This is a genomic window from Acinetobacter sp. GRABPA_MV_2 (genome assembly GCF_056725885.1).
Genome location: NZ_JBWZNA010000002.1, coordinates 61,508 through 84,015, shown reverse-complemented (window position 1 = coordinate 84,015; position 22,508 = coordinate 61,508). Strand labels below are relative to the sequence as shown.

Genomic DNA, 22,508 nt, shown 5'->3' with positions numbered 1-22,508 from the left:
TCAATTTTTGTATATTAGTTATAGATAAGTTGAATGGTTTTTTTATACATATATCTTAGTGAAAAATAAAAGTTTTAAATATAAAACAAAATGTTATTAAAAGGTTTTTATTGGTTATAAACCCGTGGATATTTTGAAACTCATTTGTAAATTTAAATAATACTATTGAAAAGAAGTGTATATTTTTTATTGTGCTAAAAAATAGTAATTATTTAATTTTTCTAAATATTTTAGAAAATCATCCATAAAAAATCCATAATTTATAAAATGTTAAATAGTTCACATTCTTTTAGTGTTATGTGATTAGTTTTTTATTTTAATTATACTTTCCCACCTCGATATGGGACTATCTGATTATCAAAATGCTAAAAAAATGTGTTTTTTCATTGGTATATATCTTGCCACTTAATTTATATGCCGCTCAAGTGGATGAATTGCGAGAGCAAGCTATTCATACTTACAAAACTGGACAAACTCAACAAGCAATATTGAAATTAGATCAATTGCTAAATAAATACCCACATGACCAAAAATTGCTAGCTGATTATTTAGTTGTAATGTCAAGTGAAAAAAAAGATCTACTGACTTTTTCTCAGCATTTAGCAAATATTAATTATGTGACTTTTCCAGAATATGGCCAATTACCATTAATACGTAATTTGCGTGATTTTAAACACTTTAAAGATGCAATTGAGTGGTCGAACAAATTTAATATTCACAAGACATCTGATGGGCAGATTTTATTAGCAGTTTTATATGCTGAAGCCCAAGATCCTGTAAATGCTAAGGTACATTTAACAAGTATTAAGAGTAAAAATCTTACAGCTGAGCAATTTGTTCAAATTGCTTATGCATATCGACTCATTAATTCACCCGTAGATGCTTTATCTGTAATTGAGCAAGCTTATCAACAGCAACCAAACTCTTTTGCGGTTTTACAAGAATATAGTTATGACTTAGCGGCTGTTGGTTCATATAAAAAAGCTCAGCAGTTATTGCTTGCCAGCGATAAAAATGCACAAACAGAAGCGCTACAGCACTGGCTAAAAGTCAGTGAGTTTTCTCAACGTGTAAATAATGCAATTACTCGCTATAAATATCTCAATCGAGAAGGGATGTCGGATAGTGAAGGCTTTGCTGAGCTTGATGCTGTGTTGAAACAAGGTGAGCAAATACAGCATTTGATTCAACCGTCAGACTCCAATTATTTAAGATTTCATTATGACTATTTATATGCTTTGGACTTTCGTGGGCGTAGCCGTACGGTATTAGATGAATTTACTAAATTAAATGTATCGTTAGAAAAGCTACCGGCTTATGTACGTCATGCGATTGCGGATAGTTATTTAGCAGAAAGACAACCGCAGCAGGCTGAACTCGCTTTTAAAACCTTACTTACCGAAAAAAACTATTCAGATATGACGGTATATACGGGGCTTTATTATTCTTATATTGAACAAGAAAAATATAAACAAGCTGAGCAACTTTTGAATGATGTTGATCGGTTGATTCCTACGTATAAATATAGTCAAGCCAAAGGGGTGGATAAATCAAGTCATCCTGATCGTGATGATTATATCGCTTTACAAGGCATGCATTTAGCTTATGCAAATCATTTGGATAAATCAGAAAAGCATTTTCAGAAACAAGTAGATCTTGCACCTGCTAATGAAGGTTTAATTAACAACCTTGCTCGTGTTGAGCGCTGGAGAGATAAGCCATTACAAGCGAAGCAAACAATTGATCGTTTAAATGGCTTAACGCCAGTTGCTAAAGATACGCATATTAACCAAATGCAAAATGCCCAGGCTTTAGGGAATATTCCTGAATGGCGCAAAAGCACAGAAAGTCTTTTGCAATATTATCCTGAAGATAGTGGTGTAGTTAAAAGTCGAAAAGAGTTAGATGATCGTGATAGAGCAACCATCTCACATTCAACAACTTGGGGTCAAAGTAAAGCAGAGAACAGTGATTCTGTGAGTGGGCAAAATGGTTTGAAAGACCGAGAAATGGAAACTCGTATTAATAGCCCTTGGATTAAAGATAATTATCGCCTATTTGCTTGGCATCAAGATCGCTACGGAGAATACCGTTTTGGTGATGTGCATGATCAACGTTATGGTGTCGGTGCTGAGTGGCAAGCAAACCGTAAGGCATTGTCGGCAATCTTGTCGCAAAGTACAGATGGTGGACAAGCAGGCGTTCGTCTTGATTGGTCACAATGGCTAAACGACCACTGGCAATATCAATTGCAATATGACAGTCAGGCTAATATTCCATTACAAGCAATTGATGCGGGTGAGGATGGACAAGCTTACCGCGCCGCTTTGACGTGGCAAAAAGATGAGTCACGCCAAATTGGGGCAAGTTATGGCTTAACTGATATAAGTGACGGTAATAAACAACAAGAATTTTCGACCTTTTGGCGTGAACGACTATTTGATGCGCCTCATCATATTACCTATGGAACGGTACGTGGATTTTATGGCAGCAATAGCCAAGATGAGACCGCTTACTTTAGCCCAAGCAATCACTACAGTGCTGAGTTGAATTTAAGCCATGACTGGGTCACTTGGCGAGAATACGAACGCTCATTTAAACAGCATTTTGAAGCTGGAGTCGGGCTTTATAAACAAGCAGATTACTCAGCTCGACCAACATATTCTTTGCAATATCAACATCAATGGCAGCTCTCACGGACTTGGCAACTTAATTATGGAGTTGGTTGGCAATACCATCCATACGATGGTCATGATGAACAACATACCTACGGTATTTTTGGATTTGAAGGGCGTTTTTAATGAATAATATGAAGTCAAAGATGTTGAGCTGTGTGTTTGCTTCAACATTATTACCCGTACAATTTTCCTATGCCCACATTGAAACTGAATTACCAAAAAATCATACGGTTTCTTTAACTTTTCATGATGTACGAGATGACGTGCTAAAGGAAGGTGATCGTGATATTTATGCGATTCAGACCAATAATCTGGCGCAGTTTCTCGATTGGCTTAGTCAGTCGGACTGGAAACCAATTCGTTTAAAAGACATTGAAGAGGCGCGTAAGCAAGGTAAGGAATTACCTCATAACTCTATTTTACTCACCTTTGATGATGGTGCTTTGAGTAGTTATAGCCGAGTATTTCCTTTACTTAAGCAATATCAGATTCCAGCAGTTTTTGCACTTCCAACCAGTTGGTTAAATGGTAATACAAAAGCGGGTTATGAAGCCTATGGTCAAGGTAACTTGGTGAACTGGGCTCAAGTTCGTGAAATGCAAGCATCTGGCTTAGCCGAGTTTGCAAGCCATAGCGATGATTTACATCATGGCGTATTGGCCAATCCTCAAGGCAATGAGCAACCGGCTGCGACTTCTTATGCATATTTAAAATCGCAATCACGTTATGAAACCGATGCAGAATATCAACAACGCATTTTGCAGGACTTAAAAAAATCTTATGCAGTTTTAAAAAAAGAAGTAGGGGTTAATCCTAAAGCAATTATTTGGCCTTATGGCGCCGTGAATGAACAGTTAGAGAAGCTAGCACAACAGGCAGGTTTCCAGTTTTCATTCAGTTTGGGACGTGATGGTATGAATCGCGTAAGTGACTCAACTTTTAAACGTAGCTTAGTCATTGATAACCCAACAGCTGAACAACTGACAGAGGGTATGTTAAATATCCTGAACTTCGAAGAGGCAGATTTATTTAAGCAACCACGTCATTTTGTGAGTATGGATTTAAAGCACTTAGCAGCACAACAAAACTCTCAGACTGATGAAAAATTAGGGCAGTTGCTATCAAAACTGTATAGCTTGAAAAACAACGCTTTAATCTTAAAGCCTTTGGAAGACAAAGATGAAGATGGGCAATATGATGTTGCCTATTTCCCTACAAATAAAATGTCTGTTCAACAAGATATTTTAAATCGTAGTTTATGGCAGGCTCAAACCCGTGCAGGCCAATCTGTAATATTAGAATTGCCTGCTTATCTGCAAAAGGATAAACCATTTTTAACTTCAGATTTGGCTAAAGATATTGCACGCTTTAACAGTAATTTAAGTGGTATTCAGCTTAATGCAGGATCATCTTTAAATTGCGCAATGCAAAAAGTAACAGTGCAAGAAAGCAGTTGCATTGAACAATCAAAACAACTCGAACAACTGAGTCAATTGACTAAAAAAGCGGTCAAGCCTTATTTAAATATGAGTAATCAGGCACAGTTTAGTTTATTACTTACACCTGATTTAGACCATATCGAAAATCTACCTGAGCTTATAAAAACGCTTTTATTGCAACATGATTTAGTTAATTTGAAGTTCGATGTGATTGGCAAGAAAAAACAATTTAATCAGTTGTTAATGCTTTTAAATACACTTAATGAAAATGATAAGCAAAGAATAATGCTGACTTTAGTATTACCAGAAAACTCGCAAAAAAATGCTTGGGAAGAGGTTCAGCAAGGGCTCTTTTCTATTCAGCGAATAGGAATCCAGAAATTCGGTATTGATGGCTATAATTTTGAAAAATCAAAAGATGTTCATCAATATTTATATAATCCACTTAGTCTAAATGCTAGCCCTGTGATGTATCAGCCTTTTGCTGGATTGGTAGAGGGGAAAAAGTAATGAGAGTATTACTCGATATTCTGTTTGCTTTTGCTTTTTTATATCCCTTACTGATGGCTTGGACATGGATGGTAGGGGGACTTTGGTTTTTCTTTAAAAGAGAATACCGTGAACAAGCACTTCCCGAACCGACTAGCGAAGGATGCAGTATTATTATTCCGTGTTTTAACGAAGAAGCCCAAGTGCGGCAAACAATTCGTTATGCGCTACAAACCAAATATCCGAATTTTGAAGTGATCGCCGTCAATGATGGAAGTAGTGACAGGACCGCCGAAATTCTCGATGAATTGTCAGTGCAAGATTCACGACTTCGGGTTGTACACTTAGCAGAAAATCAGGGTAAGGCCGTAGCTTTAAGATCAGGAGTATTGGTTAGTAAATACGAATATCTTGTGTGTATTGATGGAGATGCGTTGTTACATCCGCATGCGGTACTTTGGTTAATGCAGCCATTTATTAACTTCCCGCGAATTGGTGCTGTAACGGGTAATCCACGAATTTTAAATCGATCTAGTATTTTAGGAAAATTACAGGTTGGTGAGTTTTCTTCGATTATTGGTTTAATTAAACGTGCACAACGTACATATGGTCGTATTTTTACTGTGTCTGGTGTGATTGCTGCATTCCGTAAAACTGCACTCGTTCGAGTCGGGTTTTGGTCTGACGATAAAATTACCGAAGATATTGATATTTCATGGAAGTTACAACTCGACCATTGGGATATTCAGTATATTCCACAAGCGCTTTGTTATATCTATATGCCAGAGACATTCAAGGGGCTGTGGAAACAGCGTCTTCGTTGGGCGCAAGGAGGGGTGGAGGTTCTTATAGAATATATTCCACAGATGTTTAAATTGCGTGTTCGTAGAATGTGGCCAGTCATGATTGAGGCGCTAGTCAGTATTATCTGGTCTTATGTCATGATTATGATCTTCACGCTATTTTTTGTTGGATTATTTGTTGAACTACCTCAGCAATGGCAGATTAAAACGCTTATGCCACAGTGGTACGGTGTGATACTAGGTGGAACATGTCTGATTCAGTTTTTGGTGAGCTTGTGGATTGATCAGCGCTATGACCGCAGCCGCTTCTTTAGAAATTATTTCTGGGTCATTTGGTATCCGTTGTTTTTCTGGTTACTGACTTTATTTACAAGTGTTGTTGCAGTACCAAAAACTTTATTTAACACAAAAAAACGTGCCCGTTGGGTAAGTCCAGATCGAGGCTTCCGTGGAGATAACCCATGAAACCAGAGGAAAATAAGGATATAGAGACATTAGATATCCCTGAATATATTGACCAGCCGGAATACGTCAAAAATAAAACAGCAAACTATACTTTACAAACGATTGGTTGGTTTTGTTTAATGTGGTTGCTTTTTCCATTGGTTTCCCTGTTTTTATGGGTTTTTGAAGGGCACTTAATTTATGATTATGTTTGGGTTGATCATCTATCAGAAGTTAAGACTTTACTTCATTTAGCCCTACTGATCGGAATTAGCGCGCTCATTTTAATTTTGTGGGCAAGTTATAACTGGATTAGGTTTAGTGGTGAGGATCGACGAGCTAAAGCGCCTAATAGTTCTGTTGAATTATTAGCTGCGCAATTCTTGGTTACTCCCGAAATGTTAACTGAGTTGCAAGAAAAACAGCGAATCATTTTGCATTACGATGATCATGGTAATTTGCAAAAATATGAGTAAATAAAAAAGCATGGCTTAAAACCATGCTTTTTTTACTTTTATGGGATTGCTCTGATAATAATATCAACGGGTTGTTCCATACCATCCATGCTGTGAATAGATCTATTGGTAATTTTAACAATTGGCCATGTTTGCAATTTACAGTTGGGTTTCTGAAGTGCTGCATAATAACTGTCGGATTTAAAAAATACTTTTTTCGTGGTTGCAGTATTGGGAGTCAAAAGACGCTTAAGCCATGGTTCGTTTACTTGAGTTTCTAGAAAACGTAATGCCAGAATGCTTTTAACACGATTGTTAAATAACCTGCGGTTTTTGATAATAAGTGGGTGAGTAATTAACTTATGTGTACCCACCTGACTATGGGGCAAAATAAAATGAGGAGTGATTTGGAAGACAGTCACAAATTTTGCTTGCTGACAGATTTTTTCAAGATGAGTCACGCTATCTTGATTTGTACCAATAATCGCGACAGATGAATGTGAAAAGTCAAACTCTTTAATTGATGTTGATGAAATCACTTGACCAGTAAAATCTTCGAAATCTTGAGAGATATTCTGAAAAATCACTGATTTTGAAGTGTTATTTTTAATATTAATACTCATTTTCCAAAAGTCCTTTTGGTTTTTTAAATCATGATGTTTTTATCGTTTTAATATAAATAACCAAGCAGGAAGTTGGGGTAAAGTCTTTTCAGATAGATGGTCATCCCATACTCGAAATCAATTCAAGTATGGGAGCTTGAAGTAGAGTTTAATGTTCTGTTTTTACATTCATGAGTTGTGTGAAGCTTTCTAAACGTTTAGCTGTATCGTATACATCGCATGTAAAAATAAATTCATCAACATCGTATGTAGCTAATAACTTTTGTAAGCCAGAGCGAACCGTATCTACAGAACCAATTTGCGCCATTGCATAGAAGTTTTCGACAGAAAGTTGTTCTGCTGTATTCCATAATCCCTGCATTGATTCAACTGGAGGTTTAAGCTTTAAACTGTCCCCACGAATTAAACCTAATACACGTTGGTATGCGCTGGTTGCTAAAAATTGTGCTTCCTCATCTGTATCTGCCACAACAACTGGTACACCCATTGAAACATAAGGTTTATCTAGGTACTCGGAAGGTTCAAAGTTCTCTCGATAAAGTTGAATGGCTTGACCTAGCATACGTGGTGCGAAATGCGAGGCAAACGAGTAGGGAAGTCCAAGTTTTGCCGCGAGTTGTGCACTAAATAGGCTAGACCCAAGCAACCAAACAGGAACATGTGTGCTTTGTCCCGGTGTTGCAATAATTTTTTGTCCAGCTTGAGGTACATCGAAATATTTTAAGATTTCGACAACATCTCTAGGAAATTGATCTTCGGTTTCTTGATGGCCACGACGTAAAGCTCGCATAGTGAGTTGATCTGTACCAGGAGCACGACCTAAACCAAGTTCAATACGATTTGGATATAAAGTAGCAAGTGTTCCAAATTGTTCGGCGACAACTAAAGGAGCATGATTTGGCAGCATGATTCCGCCTGAACCCAAACGAATATGCTGTGTATGAGCGGCAATAAAACCAAGTAAGACAGCTGTAGCAGAACTCGCAATCCCATCCATATTATGGTGTTCTGCAAGCCAGAAACGTTCATAACCAAGCTTTTCTGCATGTTGTGCTAATTCTAGAGCGTGTCGTAATGAGAATTCGATGGTTTTATCATTACGAATGGGAGCAAGTTCCAAAATTGAAAACTTGGTATCTTGAAGTGATCGCATGCGATATTCTCGAATAAGGATATATCGAAATAATACGATATATAGGGTGTGATGTATATCGTTTTTTTTCGATATTAAATTTTATCAATTAATAAAAAAGCACCCGAAGGTGCTCTTTTGCTTCATATTTGAATTAACGGTTTTTATACCAGCCACGGTGTAGACCATTGTCATGACGGTGACGGCTACCTTTTTTATAGTAGCGACGATCACCATCGTAATATCTACGGTCATCACGATCATAACGGCCGCGGTCATAGCGGTCATCATAATTACGATCTTCAGCAACTTTACGACCAAGTGCAGAACCACCTGCTGCACCGACTGCTGCACCAATGTAACCACCGTTCGTACCGCCCATATTTTTACCTACGGTGTAACCAGCACCACCACCTAAAGCACCACCAATTGCAGCTTCGGTACGATTACGACGGTCACTTGCTGCTGCTGCACCACCAGCACCCCCTAAAGCAGCACCGATTGTTGCACCAGATGTACCACCAATACTTTTACCAATTGCTGTACCCACTACACTACCTAACGCAGAGGTTGCAGCAACACGGGTGCCGTTATCTGCATGTGCAACTGTAACAATTGAAGATGTTGCAATTAATGCACTAGCTAACCAAATATTCATTTTCATCTTGGAACTCCATGTCCTTTTACTGAAAGGACAGTATTTTTATCTTGAGGTAAATGTAATAAAAAATTTCGTAATAATTATGGAGAACCCAAAAGGCGTTACGATAGTTTTGTGTCTGTTTGTAGTGTTTATATTAATTTATGGATAAACCATGAGCATACGGAATATGAGCGTATAGCTTCATCACAATAAAAAAGCACCCGAAGGTGCTTAAATATCTGTTCGTCAAATTTGATTAGTGATGACGACGGTGTTTTTTCTTCCAGTGTTTAGAAGATTTAGTTGTATAGCGGTCTTTAGAAATTTTATTACCTAAAGCAGAACCACCGGCAGCACCTAAAGCAGCGCCTACATAGCCACCATTTGTACCACCCATGCTTTTACCAACGGTATAACCAGCACCACCACCTAAAGCACCGCCAATCGCAGATTCTGTACGGTGACGACGGTCACTTGCAACAGCTGCACCACCAGCACCCCCTAAAGCAGCACCGATTGTTGCACCAGATGTACCACCCATGCTTTTACCAATCGCAGTACCAGCTACACTACCTAAAGCAGACGCAGCTGCTACATGTGTTGTATTGTCAGCATGTGCCACAGTAACCATAGAAATTGCTAGAACAGCGCTACATAACCAAGCATTTAATTTCATTTTTGACTCCGTGTCCCTAGTTGCAGGACGCTATATCTTTTGTTAGAGCAAATGTAACAAAAGACTTCTTCTTAAATGTGGAGAACCTTGATTCGATTATTGGAGTTTAGTGTCTGGTTTGTATGCTTTCTATTAAAATAGAGTATTTAATGCCCATGTAGAAAAAAGTGATTCTCATTTAACTGGCCCCAAGTTCATCTATTCTCAGTTGAACATAAGAAATCTATAAAAGCTCTTGTGGCAGAAGACATATGCTTGTGCTGTGCGTAAAGTAAGGAAAAGGGGCGTGTATGACCTGCATAACCCTCAAGTAAAGGATGTAGTTTTCCTTGTTGAATTTTTTCATCAACAATAAAGCTGTAACTTTGACATATTCCTAATCCACTTTCGGCAAGTGATACTACTCCTAAAATATCTTCTTTTACCAAAATCCTATTTGTTGGTGCCCACTGAATTTCTTGATCTACATTCTTAAAGAACCATGGAATGACCTTACCACTGCTCGGTAATTCAAAAGCAATACATTGGTGATTATTTAATTCTTGCAAGGTTTTAGGAACACCCATACGTTTTAAATATTCGGGTGAGGCAACAAGTTGAAGAGGTGCAAGTTCCAGAGGTCTGGCAATAAGTGTGCTATTAGGAAGCTGACCTTGACGAATAGCTAAATCAAATCCTTCAGCAATTAAATCAACGTTTCGATTAGAAATACTAACTTCAATTTGAATGCTGGGATATTGCAAAAGAAATTTCTGTAATAAGTGTGGGAGGCGATAGTGCCCATAGGTGGTAGGTACACTTAATTTAATTTTGCCAGAAATTTGCAGTTGTTCACCCTGAATATCACGCTCTGCATGGTCAATTAACTGAAAGGCGTACTGCATTTTCTCATAATAAAGCTGACCTGCTTCAGTGAGACTCAAATGGCGAGTTGTTCTTCTAAAAAACTGGATACCTAACTTTTTTTCCAGTCGCGTAATTGTTCTACTAATGACTGAAGGAGTCGTGGATAAATAGACTGCAGCCGCACTAATAGAAAGTTTCTCAGCCACAATTAAAAACACTTCTACATCTGCAAGATGGTCAAATTGACGAGACATTTTGTCCTCAAACGCAAAAAAGATTTGTGTATATGGTTGTTTTTTTACCTTACTGGCAAAAATAGAATATATCCATCCCAGTTATAAATCCAGCAAATGGTTGAAATGAAGGCCGAATGATGAAATCTCTAAATAAAATAATGCTTGCAATAGTTACCGCTTCAGCAGCATTAAGTGCAAATGCTGCTCATGTATTGGTTGTATTGTCTGATGAAGGACAGCTAGAGCTAAAAAATGGTCAAATTTTTAAAACGGGCTTTTATTTAAATGAATTGATGCAGCCTACAAAAATGCTTTTAGATGCAGGCCATACAGTAACTTTTGCTACTCCAAAAGGTAAAGCTCCAACATTAGATGAATCATCAAATAATGCGATGTATTTTAACCAAGATGAAAAAACATTAAAGCAATATGCAGGTTTATTGCATGATCTAAAATTAACATCTACTCAAGATTCTCCAGTTGTGAGCCTATCTCGTATTGAGCAAATTGGCGTGGGGCAGTTTGATGCTATTTATATTCCAGGTGGACATGCACCTATGCAAGATCTCTTAAAAGATAAACAACTTGGAAAAGTACTTACAGCTTTCCATAAAGCTGGTAAACCTACTGCGTTGGTTTGTCATGGCCCTATTGCGTTGATGTCTACTTTACCTAATGCCTCGGAAGTAGTTGGTCAACTAGAACAAGGTAAAACAGTGAAAACTGGCGAATGGATTTATAAAAATTATCGGATGACTGTAATTAGCAATCAGGAAGAAGAGCAGGCTAAAGCTTTATTAAAAGGTGGAGAAATGAAGTTTTATCCTCAAACTGCATTACAGTCACTTGGCGGTAAGTATCAAAGTAATACCACTGCATGGACTCCAAACATAGTGGTGGACCGTGAACTTATTACAGGACAAAATCCAGCATCGGCTGTTTTGGTGGGTAAAACCTTATTAGAAAAATTAAAATAACTAGGCTGAGCAAAGAGGTTTTTAAACAAAGCCTCTATTGTCCTACAGAGTAAAAAAGATGACTTATTATTTCCTACAGAACAGTCAAATTATAGCCAAGTAAATAAATCTTATTCGAAATCATTATATTTATACGCCTCTAGTTATTGGGAAAGTTGATGAATTGGCTGATTATATATGTCATTTAAGCAGCATAATCTGTAAACTATGCGCTATTTTTACGATTTTGCTTATCTTCTATACTTACATAGCGTTCGATAAGCTTTTTGGACTTTTGAGATATTTCCTCTTATGAAAGCGTCACTCCGTTTACGACTTGATCAACTCTGTGATCGACATGAAGAACTTACTGCATTGCTTGCAGATGCTGAAGTGATCTCCGATAACAAACGTTTCCGTAAATTGTCTCGTGAACATAGTGATTTATCTGAAATTACCGAAGTTTGGGGCAAATACCGTCAAGCAGAAGAAGATATTGAAACTGCTGAAATGATGAAGTCGGACCCAGACTTTAAAGATATGGCAGAAGAAGAAATTCAAGCAAATAAAACATTGCTTGAAGAATTAGAAAGCCAACTCAACATTTTGATGATTCCAAAAGATCCAAATGACTCTAATGCTGCGTATTTAGAAATTCGCGCCGGGACAGGCGGTGATGAAGCTGCGATTTTCTCTGGTGATTTGTTCCGTATGTATAGTAAATATGCCGAGACACAAGGCTGGCGTATTGAAGTTCTTTCTGAAAATGAAGGCGAACATGGTGGCTTTAAAGAAGTTATTTGCCGTGTAGATGGTGATGGCGTTTATGGTCGCTTAAAGTTCGAAAGTGGTGCTCACCGTGTGCAACGTGTGCCAGCCACTGAATCACAAGGTCGTGTGCATACCTCAGCGTGTACAGTTGCGATCTTGCCTGAAATTGATGTTGATACCAACGTTGAAATTAATCCGGCAGATTTACGTATTGATACTTACCGTGCGTCAGGCGCGGGTGGCCAGCACATTAACAAAACCGATTCGGCCGTGCGTATTACTCACATTCCAACTGGTACAGTCGTTGAGTGCCAAGAAGAGCGTTCACAGCATAAAAACAAAGCTAAGGCGATGGCATTGTTAGTATCGCGTTTAGAAAATGCTAAACGTGCAGCAGCAGATGCAGCGACTTCTGAAATGCGCCGTGATTTGGTCGGTTCTGGTGACCGTTCTGAACGTATCCGTACTTATAACTACCCACAAGGGCGTATGACGGACCATCGTATTAACCTAACTTTATATAAGTTAGACGCGATTATGGAAGGTGATTTAACTGAATTGCTCGATAGTTTACATCGTGAATATCAGGCAGATCAGCTTGCGATGCTTGCACAGGAAAATGGCGGCTAATGAATATTGCTCAAGCGCTTGCAATTCGTGGTGAGCCTGACAGTTATGAACGACAAGAAAATGCTTGGTTACTTGAGCATTTTCTAAAAATCAATTCGCTTGAATTAAAGTTTAGACTTGAGCAAGAGTTAACTGCCCAACAAGAGCAAGATTACTTGGCTGGTCTTGAACGTATCCAAAATGGTGAGCCTTTAGCTTATGTGACGGGTTCACAGCCATTTTGGACGCTCGATTTAAAAGTAACATCTGATACTTTGGTGCCACGACCTGATACTGAAATTCTAGTTGAAACTGTTTTAAATCTAAATTTGCCAAAGAAAGCAAACATTGTTGATTTAGGAACGGGAACAGGTGCAATTGCGCTTGCATTAGCGAGTGAACGTCCAGATTGGCAGGTAACCGCAACCGATATTTATGCGCCTACTTTAGATGTCGCAAAAGAAAATGCACTAGCTCATAATTTACAACGTGTGAAATTCGCTTGCGGCGCTTGGTTTGAAGCACTCGAACCACAACAATTTGATTTAATTGTTTCTAATCCACCGTATATCGACCCTGAAGATGAGCACATGCAAGCTTTAGCAACAGAACCGCGCCGTGCATTGGTTGCAGATCATCAGGGACTAGCTGATATTGAAATTATTATTGCTCAGGGGAAAAACTGGTTAGAACTACAAGGCTGGATTGCACTAGAGCATGGCTATGATCAGGGGCAAGCTGTTCGAAAAATATTTGCTGAGCATGGTTTTAGTGAAATTAAAACTATTCAAGACTATGGCCAAAATGATCGAGTCACATTAGCATCATTACTAACAAAATAAGAATAACTTAAACTGTAGAATTCAAGGTAGCTTCTCGATAAGCGCCGGGGCTGACACCTGTCCATTTTTTAAAAGCACGGTGAAATGCACTTGGGTCATGAAAATTTAGATCTTCACTAATATCTTGAATTGAGTCATTCGTTTTACTTAAGCGTTCAACAGCAATATCACAGCGGATTTCATTTTTAATTTGTTGATAGCTTACACCTTCATGTTTCAGTCGACGTTGAACAGTGGCTTCTGAAATATTGAGTTGGTGAGCTACATCTTTGAGTTCAGGCCATTGTGCAGGGTGGAGTTTCAATAAATGGCGACGAATAAGTACACTCAAGGCATTTTCATTTTTAAAGCGAACTAAAAGATTTTGCGGAGTTTGCTCTAAAAAATCATAAAGCGCTTTTTTATCTTTTTTAATTTTAATATCTAAATAGTGGGCATCGAACTCAACTCGATTTGCCTCAGCATTAAATTGAATGTCTTCACCAAAACGTACGAGATAATCCTGAATATCCTGAGGTTTAGCACAACGTACCATAATAGTATTTAAACCAATTCGCTGGTCTACCAACCAACACATCAGTCCGTGTACTAATATTAAAAAGGTTGCATAGGTAAACATACGTTTAGGTTGTTCACGATCATGAATCACTAAATAAGCTTTTTCTTGTTCTCGAATGAGTTCTCCGTGCATATCATCTAAAACAAAGTTAAAAAACTTCAAAATATCGTAAAGTGCTTTTTCTAAAGTTTCAGCCGTACTGACGAGTTTAGTCAGTAATTTATAGCTTCCACGACGCATAGGGTGGCTATCCATCCCAAAAAACTCATCGTTCATGGCATTTGCAAGCTCTATCCACAATTGGGCATATGTTGTAACAGGTACACGCGCCTTTGGAGACATCAGTAATTCAGCGGGGATACCTGCTTTATTTAGAATTATTTGTGTATTTAGGCCTTTGGCATAAGCCGCACTCAGTGCTTCATGTACTAGTGCAATCGAAATTGTGCCTTTACTTAAAGAAGATTGGACAACCATGTCAAAGACTCATATTTTCTTCATATATTTCAAGTGAAATACTACATATTTAAAATTTGGATTGATCAAAAGCTGCAAACATTTTGAGGCTTTTTGAAATTGTATCGGAAAACAACAACTTTTACTCTCACTACTAAGTGTAAAGAACATTTCTATAGGACAATACATAATGAAAATTCAAGGGAAACATTTCGTCATTACAGGTGGTGGCTCAGGTTTGGGTGCTGCAACAGCTGAGTATTTGATAAAGCAAGGTGCTTCGGTTACCTTGGTAGACATGAATATAGAAGCAGGCGAGCAACAAGCGAAACAGTTGGGGCCAAAAGCTGACTTTGTAAGACTTGATGTAACCGATGAAGCTGCTGCTGAACAGTTCTTTAAAGATGTGTTGGTCAAACATGGTCATTTGCATGGTTTGGTTAACTGTGCGGGTATTGGCCCTTCTGCAAAAGTGGTTGGTCGTGAAGGCGTACATGATTTGGCATTATTTTCAAAGACTTTAAATATTAATGTTACAGGTACATTTAACATGCTGCGTTTTGCAGCAGATGCAATGAGTAAAAACACGCTTGAAGAAGGTGAAGAAGACCGTGGCGTTATTATAAACACTGCTTCCGTTGCAGCATTCGACGGTCAAATTGGTCAGGCAGCTTATTCAGCATCTAAAGGCGCTATTGTGGCGATGACTTTGCCGATTGCTCGTGAGCTAGCGCGACATGCTATTCGTATTATGACCATTGCGCCAGGAATTATGGAAACCCCAATGCTTAAGGGCATGCCACAAAATGTGCAAGATGCTTTGGGACAAATGGTGCCATATCCATCTCGTTTAGGAAAACCAGCAGAATTCGCCCGTTTGGTGGCACATATTGCTGAAAACTCTTACTTAAATGGTGAAGTCATCCGTCTAGATGGTGCAATTCGCATGGCAGCAAAATAATAAAAATAAGGATGCTGAAATGATCTTAAATGCTGAACAAAGTATGGTTCAGGAGATGATGCGTAACTATGCGCAAAATCAGTTAAAACCAACTGCTGCACATCGCGATAAAACTCATGAATTTCCAGCTCAGGAACTCAAAGATTTAGGTGCACTAGGCGCTATGGGGATGACCGTGCCCGATGAATGGGGTGGTGCCGGAATGGACTATGTATCTTTGGTACTCGCAATTGAGGAAATTGCCGCAGGCGATGGTGCTATTTCGACAATTGTAAGCGTACAAAACTCTTTGATTTGCGGTATTACACTGGCATACGGTTCAGAGCAGCAAAAACAAACCTATTTGCCAAAATTTGCCTCTGGCGAATGGCTAGGATGCTTTTGTTTAACTGAGCCACATGTCGGTTCCGATGCGAGTGCAATTCTATGTAAAGCCGAGCGCGATGGCGACCACTGGGTACTCAATGGCGTAAAGCAATTTATTACCAGTGGTAAAAATGCCCAAGTGGCTTTGGTGTTTGCGGTCACCGATAAACAAGCTGGTAAAAAAGGGATTTCGTGTTTTCTTGTGCCGACCAATACACAAGGTTACTTGGTCACTCATATTGAAGATAAAATGGGACAACATGCTTCAGATACAGCCACTATTACTTTTGAGGACTGCCGAATTCCTTTAGAAAATTTGGTGGGGCAAGAGGGTGAAGGTTATAAAATTGCATTATCTAATTTGGCAGCTGGACGTATTGGTATTGCAGCTCAATCGGTAGGTATGGCAAGAGCGGCTTTTGATGCAGCGGTGCAATATGCAAATGAGCGTAAAGCTTTTGGAGTCGAATTAGTTCAGCATCAGGCGGTTGGTTTCCGTTTAGCCGATATGGCGACCCAGATTGAAGCTGCGCATCAGTTGGTTTTGCATGCTGCAACTTTAAAAGATGCTGGGCTGCCTTGTTTAAAAGAAGCCTCAATGGCAAAGCTATTTGCGTCTACTATGGCTGAGCGAGTATGTTCGGATGCGATCCAGATTCATGGTGGTTATGGCTACGTGAGTGATTTCCCTGTAGAGAGAATTTATCGTGATGTTCGTGTAAGCCAGATTTATGAAGGTGCTTCGGATATTCAACGCTTGGTGATTGCTCGCGAAGTGGCTCAAGTTTAAATATTAGATTTTAAAAAAGAATCACTGGCTGCAAAAAACCGCAATTGTTATGCGGTTTTTTGCAATTAAATGAAACTCACTTTTTAATGATTAAATTTGAGCTTTGACTTCCTCACCAATTAAATAAAAGGTTCCTCCAGCAATATAGTGCAGACTTCGAAGTTCTTTCGGCGCATCTTGAAAATGCCAGTGCCCATCTCTAAAGACACGGCTATCTGCCCATGCACCTACAACAGAACCAATAAATAAATCATGAGCTGATTGATTATGCGGTTCAGAAATAAGTTTACATACAAGCCATGCGACGCAACCTGATACAAGTGGGCTGGCAATGCCTTCTTGATAGAATAGCTCAACACCGCAATGCTCAAGTTTTTCTGGATCATCCAACTTACTAATGGTTCCAAGTTGATGAGTCAGATCGAGCTGTGCATAGCAGGGAACTTGTAGTGTGAAATAGCCGCTTTGCTCAACGAGCTGTCGTGTTTTAGTGCTTTTGTCGAGAACAACGGACACTTTGGCTGGCTTGAATTCTAAAGCACATGCCCATGCGGCAGCCATTACATTACGGTCGTCACCATGTTGTGCGGAAACAAGGACAGTTGGACCATGATTTAACAAACGATAAGCTTTTTCTAACTCTACAGGTGCAATATATGATTGGGACATATTTAGCCTAAGTAATACAGAAAACAGATAGCCTTATTGTTGCAGAAAGTGTGAGAGAAGTAATGTGATAGGGTATTAACCGAATAAAAAAGTTGTTTCCATTTTATAGCTTTCATAATAACGAACTTAATCATAAAATCACTTGGCTTCTAAGTGAAAGGATTAACGCGTGACCGAGCTTCAAGATATCGATTTTGTAGAGTTAAGTGATGAAGAAATGCATCTCTATAGCCGTCAGATTTTACTTGATGGATGGGATATTGAAGCTCAGGAAAAAATCAAACTTGCTAATGTACTGATTGTCGGTGCCGGTGGAATAGGCTGTACCAGTGCGGAATTACTAGCGCGAGCAGGAGTTGGGAAAATTACATTGATTGATGCAGATACGATCGAGATAAGTAATTTACAACGACAAATCGCATTTGGTCATGAAGATATTGGTCGCTACAAGGCAGAGATTTTGGCTAAACGGTTACAGAAAATTAACCCTTATATCTGTGTTGAATACTACAACGAACGTTTAGACGAACATAACATTGATAGACTTATTGAACACCAAGATGTGGTTTTAGATGGCTGCGATAATTTTACAACCCGTTATCTGGTAAATGCAGCTTGTAAGAAACATCAGGTCGCATTAATTAGCGCTTCAGCAATTGGTTTTCAGGCGCAAATGTTTATGGTTGAAGGAGATTCAGCTTGTTATGAATGCCTTTTTCCGAAAGAACAACATAGCAATGAAGGGCTGCGCTGTGCAGAGTCAGGGGTACTTGCAACCACCCCTGTAATGATAGCGTCATTACAATCACATCACACTTTGCTGTATTTAGGTTTAAATCGTGTACCTTTAAAGCAGAAACTATTATTGTGGGATGGTTTAAATATGACACAACGTATTGTTAGTTTTGATAAAGATGTAAATTGCCCACTTTGTCAGGCAAGCTAATCAGTAAATTAAACAAAATTTGCTACACTCAACCTGAATGATTTGGTTTTGAAGAAATATGAAAAAAAATATTTTGTTTGATGGGCTACGTTCAGTCGCCCGCATTGGTGAAACAGCAGTGGTTGCCGCCAAAGCTGGAATTAAATACGCAACTGAAAAACCAAGTAATGCCAAACTCATGCGAGAGACTTTTGAGTCCCTTGGTTCAACTTATATTAAGCTTGGTCAGTTTATTGCGAGTACGCCATCGCTTTTCCCACGTGAATATGTAGAAGAATTTCAAGGTTGTTTAGACCAGACACCAACACTACCATTTAGTTATATTCAAGGTGTGCTTGCATCTGAGTTTGAAGGACGTGATTTAAGCCAGATTTTTAGCTACATCGATGAAAAGCCATTAGCTTCTGCGTCAATTGCTCAGGTTCATGCAGCTAAGCTGACTACAGGTGAAGATGTTGTTATTAAAGTACAAAAGCCTGGCGTTGAAACCATTTTATATACGGACTTAAGTGTGGTGCATTGGGCTGCCAAGCTGCTTGAACGCGCAGTACCAAAGATCAAATTCGCAGCTCTTTCAGAAATTGTAGATGAAATTAAAAGCCGTATGGTCCGTGAAGTCGATTTCATTGAAGAAGCACAAAACCTAGATGATTTTGTGGAATATCTTAATATTTCACAAAATAAAGCAGCGACAGCGCCTAAAGTTTATCATCAGTTTTCTACGCGCCGTGTCTTAACTATGCAGCGTTTATACGGTGTGTCTTTGACAGATTTTAGTGTCGTAAAACAATATGCTAAAGATCCATCGCAAGTACTGATTACTGCTATGAATACATGGTTTGGTAGTCTCATGCTATGTAAGAGTTTCCATGCTGACTTACATGCTGGGAACTTAATGTTGCTTGAAGATGGGCGTATTGGTTTTATCGATTTTGGTATCGTGGGACAGTTAAAACCTGAAGTTTGGACTGCATGTATTGCATTTATGGATGCCTTACAAAAGACCGATTATCAGGCAATGGCTGAAAATATGCTGAAAATGGGTATGACCCATAACAAAATTGACGTTCAGGTTTTAGCACAAGACCTAGAGCGTTTATTTAATGGTGTGTTAATGGCGGATCCACAGCAGATTTTGGCTTCTAATCCAGCCGATTTAAATGACATCATGATGGATATGGTAGGTGTAGGCGAACGCCACGGGATTAAATTCCCACGTGATTTTGCTTTATTATTTAAGCAAATGCTTTATTTCGATCGTTTTATGCGCGTACTCGCACCATATACTGATATTTATGCAGACCAGCGTTTGAAAATGGTTCAAAATATGGAACCTGCTTCGTTGTTAAAGCACTAAGGTCAGTTTAAATTTATGGATGCCATTATTATTGAAGGCTTGAAAGTTGAGACAGTGATTGGCTGTTTCAACTGGGAAAGACAAATTATTCAACCTTTAATGTTGGATTTAACCATCCATAATGATTTGAGCCGAGCTGCAGCGTCTGACAAGCTTGAGGACACACTCAACTATGCCCAGATTTGTGAGTTATCGGCTCAAACCATTCAACAAGCCAAACCTGAATTAATCGAGCATGCAGCACAACTGGTTTTACAATGTTTGTTTGAAACCTTTCCATCAATTGAAAAAATTACCATAACCATCCGTAAGCCAGCCATTATTGCAGAAGCAAATGCTGTAGGAATTCGTCTTGAACGCACCAGAAACAATTTTTGCGCTCGCCCTAGCGAGTAATTTAGACGCAGATCAGCACTTTACTTTTGCTTATATGCAATTGGCAACATTGGGGAAAGTGCAGTTTTCATCTGTTTATCAAATTCCATGCCGAGATGGTATTGGAGATGATTACTGGAATTCAGCATGTCTATTAAAAAGCACTTTATCGTGTGACCAAATTGAATCTTTTCTAAAGAAACTTGAGACAGATTCGGGGCGTGTTCGTCCGTCGCATCATATTTCTTTAGATGTAGATTTGATTGCATGGGGAAGTGATCTGGACCATATGCAATTTAATTTTAAAAAGCTACCTTTGGCACTCGATGTAAAAATTCCTTTATATGAACTTTGGCCTTGTGAGACCTTAAAGGCTGATAGCACACTTTATCCAGTCGTTAATTTTAAAGTTTAATGCCTTTCAAACTAGATTTTACGCAAACTTTACGCGGTCTTTGACTTCCTCAATAGAGAATTTACGGGCATTTTATCGATACTGAAATTCACTAAATTAGTGTTATTTCAGGACAATAAAGATGCTTATAAATTCTCAAATGCGCATCTTGCATCAGTCTGGCATTGTCTTATGCGGACTTAAAACAAATGATATTTCTCTATCTCTCCTTATTTCCAGTTTGGCAAATCAAGCCAAGGGGTATAGAGGAGAATAGCTATGTTAGAACTTATACTTGTTTTATTTATTGCTATTTTTCTAGCATGGTGCCTCAGTAAATATCTATCCAAAGTGATGGCGAATGAGCCGATGTGGGGTGATGGATTATTTCGTTGGATTGAAAATCCTGTATACCGCTTATTAGGTGTCTCTCCACAGCAACAAATGAACTGGAAACAATATTCTCTAGCATTTGTTGTGAGCTGTATTTTTCTTGCAGTGGCTATTCTTACTATTTTTATGACGCAAGCATGGCTACCATTAAACCCTAACCATGCACCAAATATGAGTTGGGATTTAGCGTTACACACGGTTATTTCATTTTTAACTAATACCAACCAACAGCATTATTCTGGTCAAGCTCAATTATCTTATTTGTCGCAAATGACAGGTATTGTAGGTTTGCAAGTCATTACTCCAATGATGGGGCTGGCTTTGGTTGTTGCAACATTAAGAGCTTTCTTTTATCAGCGTCCAAGCCATATTACGGCCGATGTTGCCGAGCAGCCAGATCAAATTTTAATTGGGAACTATTGGGCAGATGTAATTCGTCCTACAGTTCGCTTTTTGCTTCCACTCTGTTTTGTCTGGTCATTGTTGCTTAACAGCCAAGGCGTGCCAGCAACTTTCCAAGGTGGGCCAGAAGTACAACTTATTGATAAAGCCAATAGCGTTGAAACTCAAAAAATTCCTTTAGGGCCAGTTGCGCCAATGGTAGCGATTAAGCAATTGGGTAGTAATGGTGGCGGTTGGTATGGTCCAAATAGTTCTGTGCCTTTAGAAAATCCAACACCGCTTTCTAATTTATTAGAAATGATTGCGATATTACTTATTCCAATCACAGTCATTTTTATGGTCGGGCATTTTACCCAGCGTAAAAAGTTTGCTTACTTTGTCTTTGGTAGCATGCTTTTCATGTCGATTATTTCAGGTGCAGCGGCTGTCTGGTCTGAGAGTATGTCATCGACAGCATCTCAGCTTGCTGTAATGGAAGGTAAAGAACAACGATTTGGACCAGCAGCATCAGCAGTTTGGGCAGCGCTTACTACACAGGTGAATAACGGCTCAGTCAATATGATGCATGATTCCTCTGCACCGCTTACCGGTTTGGTCGAACTCATTAACATGCTGATTAATGCGATTTGGGGTGGTGTGGGCTGTGGTCTGCAACAGTTTATGATTTATCTGTTACTCGCAGTATTTATTGCCGGTTTAATGACAGGTCGTACCCCTGAGTTGTTTGGGCGCAAGATTGAAGCCGCAGAAATTAAGTTACTCGCGATTATTATCTTGATTCAACCGCTGGTTATTTTTGCCTTTACTGCATTAACCCTCAGCATTCCGAGTCTATCAGGCATCAGCAATCCAGGACCGCATGGTATTAGCCAAGTGTTTTATGAATATGTCTCTGCATTTGCCAACAACGGTTCAGGTTTTGAAGGCCTTGGAGATAACACTGTATGGTGGAACGTCACTTGTAGTATTGCTCTTCTTTTAGGACGTTTTCCGACCTTAATTTTGCCATTAATGATTGCTACGCGATTAGCTGCAAAAAGGAAAGCACCTGAAACAGCAGGAAGCCTCCAAGTTGAAACTCCAACTTTTGCCTTAACGCTGATCACGATTGTGGTGTTGCTTACCTTATTACAATTTATGCCAGTTCTTGTCCTTGGGCCAATTGCCGATCAACTTTTGTTGGTTAAAGGCTAAGGAG

21 protein-coding genes are annotated in these 22,508 nt (G+C 39.0%); 14 read left to right on the top strand and 7 right to left on the bottom strand.

Going from position 1 to position 22,508, the window contains the following annotated elements:
- The first annotated feature begins 362 nt into the window (after positions 1-362).
- Genes pgaA through pgaD form a run of 4 tightly spaced genes read left to right on the top strand, consistent with a single transcriptional unit; the run spans position 363 to position 6,329 of the window.
- Positions 363-2,801: a poly-beta-1,6 N-acetyl-D-glucosamine export porin PgaA gene (gene pgaA, locus ACXM0J_RS02165; RefSeq protein WP_086265910.1), complete on the top strand. Its 2,439-nt coding sequence runs from the start codon at positions 363-365 to the stop codon at positions 2,799-2,801.
- On the top strand, positions 2,801-4,627 hold the full coding sequence (gene pgaB / locus ACXM0J_RS02160; protein WP_086265911.1) for a poly-beta-1,6-N-acetyl-D-glucosamine N-deacetylase PgaB: 1,827 nt from the start codon (positions 2,801-2,803) through the stop codon (positions 4,625-4,627). Before pgaA ends, pgaB begins: the two co-directional genes overlap by 1 nt.
- Positions 4,627-5,874, top strand: a complete 1,248-nt coding sequence (pgaC, locus tag ACXM0J_RS02155) for a poly-beta-1,6-N-acetyl-D-glucosamine synthase (RefSeq protein ID WP_086265912.1) — start codon at positions 4,627-4,629, stop codon at positions 5,872-5,874. Before pgaB ends, pgaC begins: the two co-directional genes overlap by 1 nt.
- Positions 5,871-6,329, top strand: coding sequence for a poly-beta-1,6-N-acetyl-D-glucosamine biosynthesis protein PgaD (pgaD, locus tag ACXM0J_RS02150; RefSeq protein ID WP_086265913.1), 459 nt, complete (start codon positions 5,871-5,873; stop codon positions 6,327-6,329). The genes pgaC and pgaD overlap by 4 nt, the downstream gene beginning before the upstream one ends.
- A gap of 38 nt (positions 6,330-6,367) precedes the next feature.
- On the opposite strand, the gene ACXM0J_RS02145 is transcribed toward pgaD, so the two are convergent.
- The 5 genes from ACXM0J_RS02145 to ACXM0J_RS02125 all read right to left on the bottom strand — a co-directional run bounded on the left by ACXM0J_RS02145 (position 6,368) and on the right by ACXM0J_RS02125 (position 10,482).
- Positions 6,368-6,931 (bottom strand): NAD(P)/FAD-dependent oxidoreductase, encoded by a 564-nt coding sequence (locus tag ACXM0J_RS02145; RefSeq protein ID WP_086265914.1) that lies wholly within the window; start codon positions 6,929-6,931, stop codon positions 6,368-6,370.
- A gap of 148 nt (positions 6,932-7,079) precedes the next feature.
- Complete coding sequence (locus tag ACXM0J_RS02140) at positions 7,080-8,084, bottom strand: LLM class flavin-dependent oxidoreductase (RefSeq protein WP_086265915.1); 1,005 nt, start codon at positions 8,082-8,084, stop codon at positions 7,080-7,082.
- 133 nt (positions 8,085-8,217) lie between these two features.
- Complete coding sequence (locus tag ACXM0J_RS02135; protein ID WP_086265916.1) at positions 8,218-8,727, bottom strand: hypothetical protein; 510 nt, start codon at positions 8,725-8,727, stop codon at positions 8,218-8,220.
- Between the two features lie 235 nt (positions 8,728-8,962).
- The gene (locus tag ACXM0J_RS02130) at positions 8,963-9,382 is read right to left on the bottom strand and encodes a glycine zipper domain-containing protein (RefSeq protein ID WP_086265917.1); all 420 of its coding nucleotides are present in this window, start codon (positions 9,380-9,382) and stop codon (positions 8,963-8,965) included.
- Between the two features lie 194 nt (positions 9,383-9,576).
- On the bottom strand, positions 9,577-10,482 hold the full coding sequence (locus tag ACXM0J_RS02125; protein WP_086265918.1) for a LysR family transcriptional regulator: 906 nt from the start codon (positions 10,480-10,482) through the stop codon (positions 9,577-9,579).
- Between the two features lie 119 nt (positions 10,483-10,601).
- Here ACXM0J_RS02125 and ACXM0J_RS02120 point away from each other — a divergent pair, with 119 nt between their 5' ends.
- The 3 genes from ACXM0J_RS02120 to prmC all read left to right on the top strand — a co-directional run bounded on the left by ACXM0J_RS02120 (position 10,602) and on the right by prmC (position 13,642).
- On the top strand, positions 10,602-11,441 hold the full coding sequence (locus ACXM0J_RS02120; RefSeq protein WP_213034458.1) for a type 1 glutamine amidotransferase domain-containing protein: 840 nt from the start codon (positions 10,602-10,604) through the stop codon (positions 11,439-11,441).
- Between the two features lie 291 nt (positions 11,442-11,732).
- On the top strand, positions 11,733-12,821 hold the full coding sequence (prfA, locus tag ACXM0J_RS02115; protein ID WP_002119588.1) for a peptide chain release factor 1: 1,089 nt from the start codon (positions 11,733-11,735) through the stop codon (positions 12,819-12,821).
- Positions 12,821-13,642, top strand: a complete 822-nt coding sequence (prmC, locus tag ACXM0J_RS02110) for a peptide chain release factor N(5)-glutamine methyltransferase (RefSeq protein WP_086265919.1) — start codon at positions 12,821-12,823, stop codon at positions 13,640-13,642. The genes prfA and prmC overlap by 1 nt, the downstream gene beginning before the upstream one ends.
- A 7-nt stretch (positions 13,643-13,649) precedes the next feature.
- Here the strand turns inward: prmC and ACXM0J_RS02105 are convergent, their stop codons facing one another.
- Positions 13,650-14,678 (bottom strand): AraC family transcriptional regulator, encoded by a 1,029-nt coding sequence (locus tag ACXM0J_RS02105; RefSeq protein WP_086265920.1) that lies wholly within the window; start codon positions 14,676-14,678, stop codon positions 13,650-13,652.
- Positions 14,679-14,847: 169 nt separating this feature from the next.
- Between ACXM0J_RS02105 and ACXM0J_RS02100 the strand changes: the two genes are divergently transcribed.
- Entirely contained in the window at positions 14,848-15,618 is a 771-nt protein-coding gene (locus tag ACXM0J_RS02100; protein WP_086265921.1) for a 3-hydroxyacyl-CoA dehydrogenase, read from the top strand.
- 19 nt (positions 15,619-15,637) lie between these two features.
- Entirely contained in the window at positions 15,638-16,774 is a 1,137-nt protein-coding gene (locus ACXM0J_RS02095) for an acyl-CoA dehydrogenase family protein (protein ID WP_086265974.1), read from the top strand.
- 90 nt (positions 16,775-16,864) lie between these two features.
- Here the strand turns inward: ACXM0J_RS02095 and ACXM0J_RS02090 are convergent, their stop codons facing one another.
- Complete coding sequence (locus ACXM0J_RS02090) at positions 16,865-17,443, bottom strand: flavin reductase family protein (RefSeq protein ID WP_086265922.1); 579 nt, start codon at positions 17,441-17,443, stop codon at positions 16,865-16,867.
- 169 nt (positions 17,444-17,612) lie between these two features.
- Between ACXM0J_RS02090 and ACXM0J_RS02085 the strand changes: the two genes are divergently transcribed.
- From ACXM0J_RS02085 to kdpA, 5 genes are all read left to right on the top strand, one after another.
- On the top strand, positions 17,613-18,389 hold the full coding sequence (locus tag ACXM0J_RS02085; protein ID WP_086265923.1) for a HesA/MoeB/ThiF family protein: 777 nt from the start codon (positions 17,613-17,615) through the stop codon (positions 18,387-18,389).
- A gap of 58 nt (positions 18,390-18,447) precedes the next feature.
- A complete protein-coding gene (locus ACXM0J_RS02080; protein ID WP_086265924.1) occupies positions 18,448-19,746 on the top strand; it encodes an ABC1 kinase family protein in 1,299 nt (432 codons plus the stop codon).
- A gap of 15 nt (positions 19,747-19,761) precedes the next feature.
- A complete protein-coding gene (gene folB, locus ACXM0J_RS02075) occupies positions 19,762-20,142 on the top strand; it encodes a dihydroneopterin aldolase (RefSeq protein WP_086265925.1) in 381 nt (126 codons plus the stop codon).
- The gene (locus ACXM0J_RS02070) at positions 20,099-20,536 is read left to right on the top strand and encodes a 2-amino-4-hydroxy-6-hydroxymethyldihydropteridine diphosphokinase (protein WP_086265926.1); all 438 of its coding nucleotides are present in this window, start codon (positions 20,099-20,101) and stop codon (positions 20,534-20,536) included. Before folB ends, ACXM0J_RS02070 begins: the two co-directional genes overlap by 44 nt.
- Positions 20,537-20,794: 258 nt before the next feature.
- Positions 20,795-22,504, top strand: coding sequence for a potassium-transporting ATPase subunit KdpA (gene kdpA, locus ACXM0J_RS02065; RefSeq protein ID WP_086265927.1), 1,710 nt, complete (start codon positions 20,795-20,797; stop codon positions 22,502-22,504).
- Positions 22,505-22,508: the final 4 nt, after the last annotated feature.

Bases quoted from the DNA above. Each gene is read 5' to 3' on its own strand.
- pgaA (WP_086265910.1), top strand. From the start codon at position 363: ATGCTAAAAAAATGTGTTTTTTCATTGGTATATATCTTGCCACTTAAT.
- ACXM0J_RS02090 (WP_086265922.1), bottom strand. From the start codon at position 17,443: ATGTCCCAATCATATATTGCACCTGTAGAGTTAGAAAAAGCTTATCGT.
- prmC (WP_086265919.1), top strand. From the start codon at position 12,821: ATGAATATTGCTCAAGCGCTTGCAATTCGTGGTGAGCCTGACAGTTAT.
- pgaD (WP_086265913.1), top strand. From the start codon at position 5,871: ATGAAACCAGAGGAAAATAAGGATATAGAGACATTAGATATCCCTGAA.
- ACXM0J_RS02100 (WP_086265921.1), top strand. From the start codon at position 14,848: ATGAAAATTCAAGGGAAACATTTCGTCATTACAGGTGGTGGCTCAGGT.
- ACXM0J_RS02080 (WP_086265924.1), top strand. From the start codon at position 18,448: ATGAAAAAAAATATTTTGTTTGATGGGCTACGTTCAGTCGCCCGCATT.
- ACXM0J_RS02140 (WP_086265915.1), bottom strand. From the start codon at position 8,084: ATGCGATCACTTCAAGATACCAAGTTTTCAATTTTGGAACTTGCTCCC.
- folB (WP_086265925.1), top strand. From the start codon at position 19,762: ATGGATGCCATTATTATTGAAGGCTTGAAAGTTGAGACAGTGATTGGC.
- ACXM0J_RS02095 (WP_086265974.1), top strand. From the start codon at position 15,638: ATGATCTTAAATGCTGAACAAAGTATGGTTCAGGAGATGATGCGTAAC.
- prfA (WP_002119588.1), top strand. From the start codon at position 11,733: ATGAAAGCGTCACTCCGTTTACGACTTGATCAACTCTGTGATCGACAT.
- ACXM0J_RS02135 (WP_086265916.1), bottom strand. From the start codon at position 8,727: ATGAAAATGAATATTTGGTTAGCTAGTGCATTAATTGCAACATCTTCA.
- pgaC (WP_086265912.1), top strand. From the start codon at position 4,627: ATGAGAGTATTACTCGATATTCTGTTTGCTTTTGCTTTTTTATATCCC.
- ACXM0J_RS02105 (WP_086265920.1), bottom strand. From the start codon at position 14,678: ATGGTTGTCCAATCTTCTTTAAGTAAAGGCACAATTTCGATTGCACTA.
- ACXM0J_RS02145 (WP_086265914.1), bottom strand. From the start codon at position 6,931: ATGAGTATTAATATTAAAAATAACACTTCAAAATCAGTGATTTTTCAG.
- ACXM0J_RS02125 (WP_086265918.1), bottom strand. From the start codon at position 10,482: ATGTCTCGTCAATTTGACCATCTTGCAGATGTAGAAGTGTTTTTAATT.
- pgaB (WP_086265911.1), top strand. From the start codon at position 2,801: ATGAATAATATGAAGTCAAAGATGTTGAGCTGTGTGTTTGCTTCAACA.
- ACXM0J_RS02130 (WP_086265917.1), bottom strand. From the start codon at position 9,382: ATGAAATTAAATGCTTGGTTATGTAGCGCTGTTCTAGCAATTTCTATG.
- ACXM0J_RS02120 (WP_213034458.1), top strand. From the start codon at position 10,602: ATGAAATCTCTAAATAAAATAATGCTTGCAATAGTTACCGCTTCAGCA.
- kdpA (WP_086265927.1), top strand. From the start codon at position 20,795: ATGTTAGAACTTATACTTGTTTTATTTATTGCTATTTTTCTAGCATGG.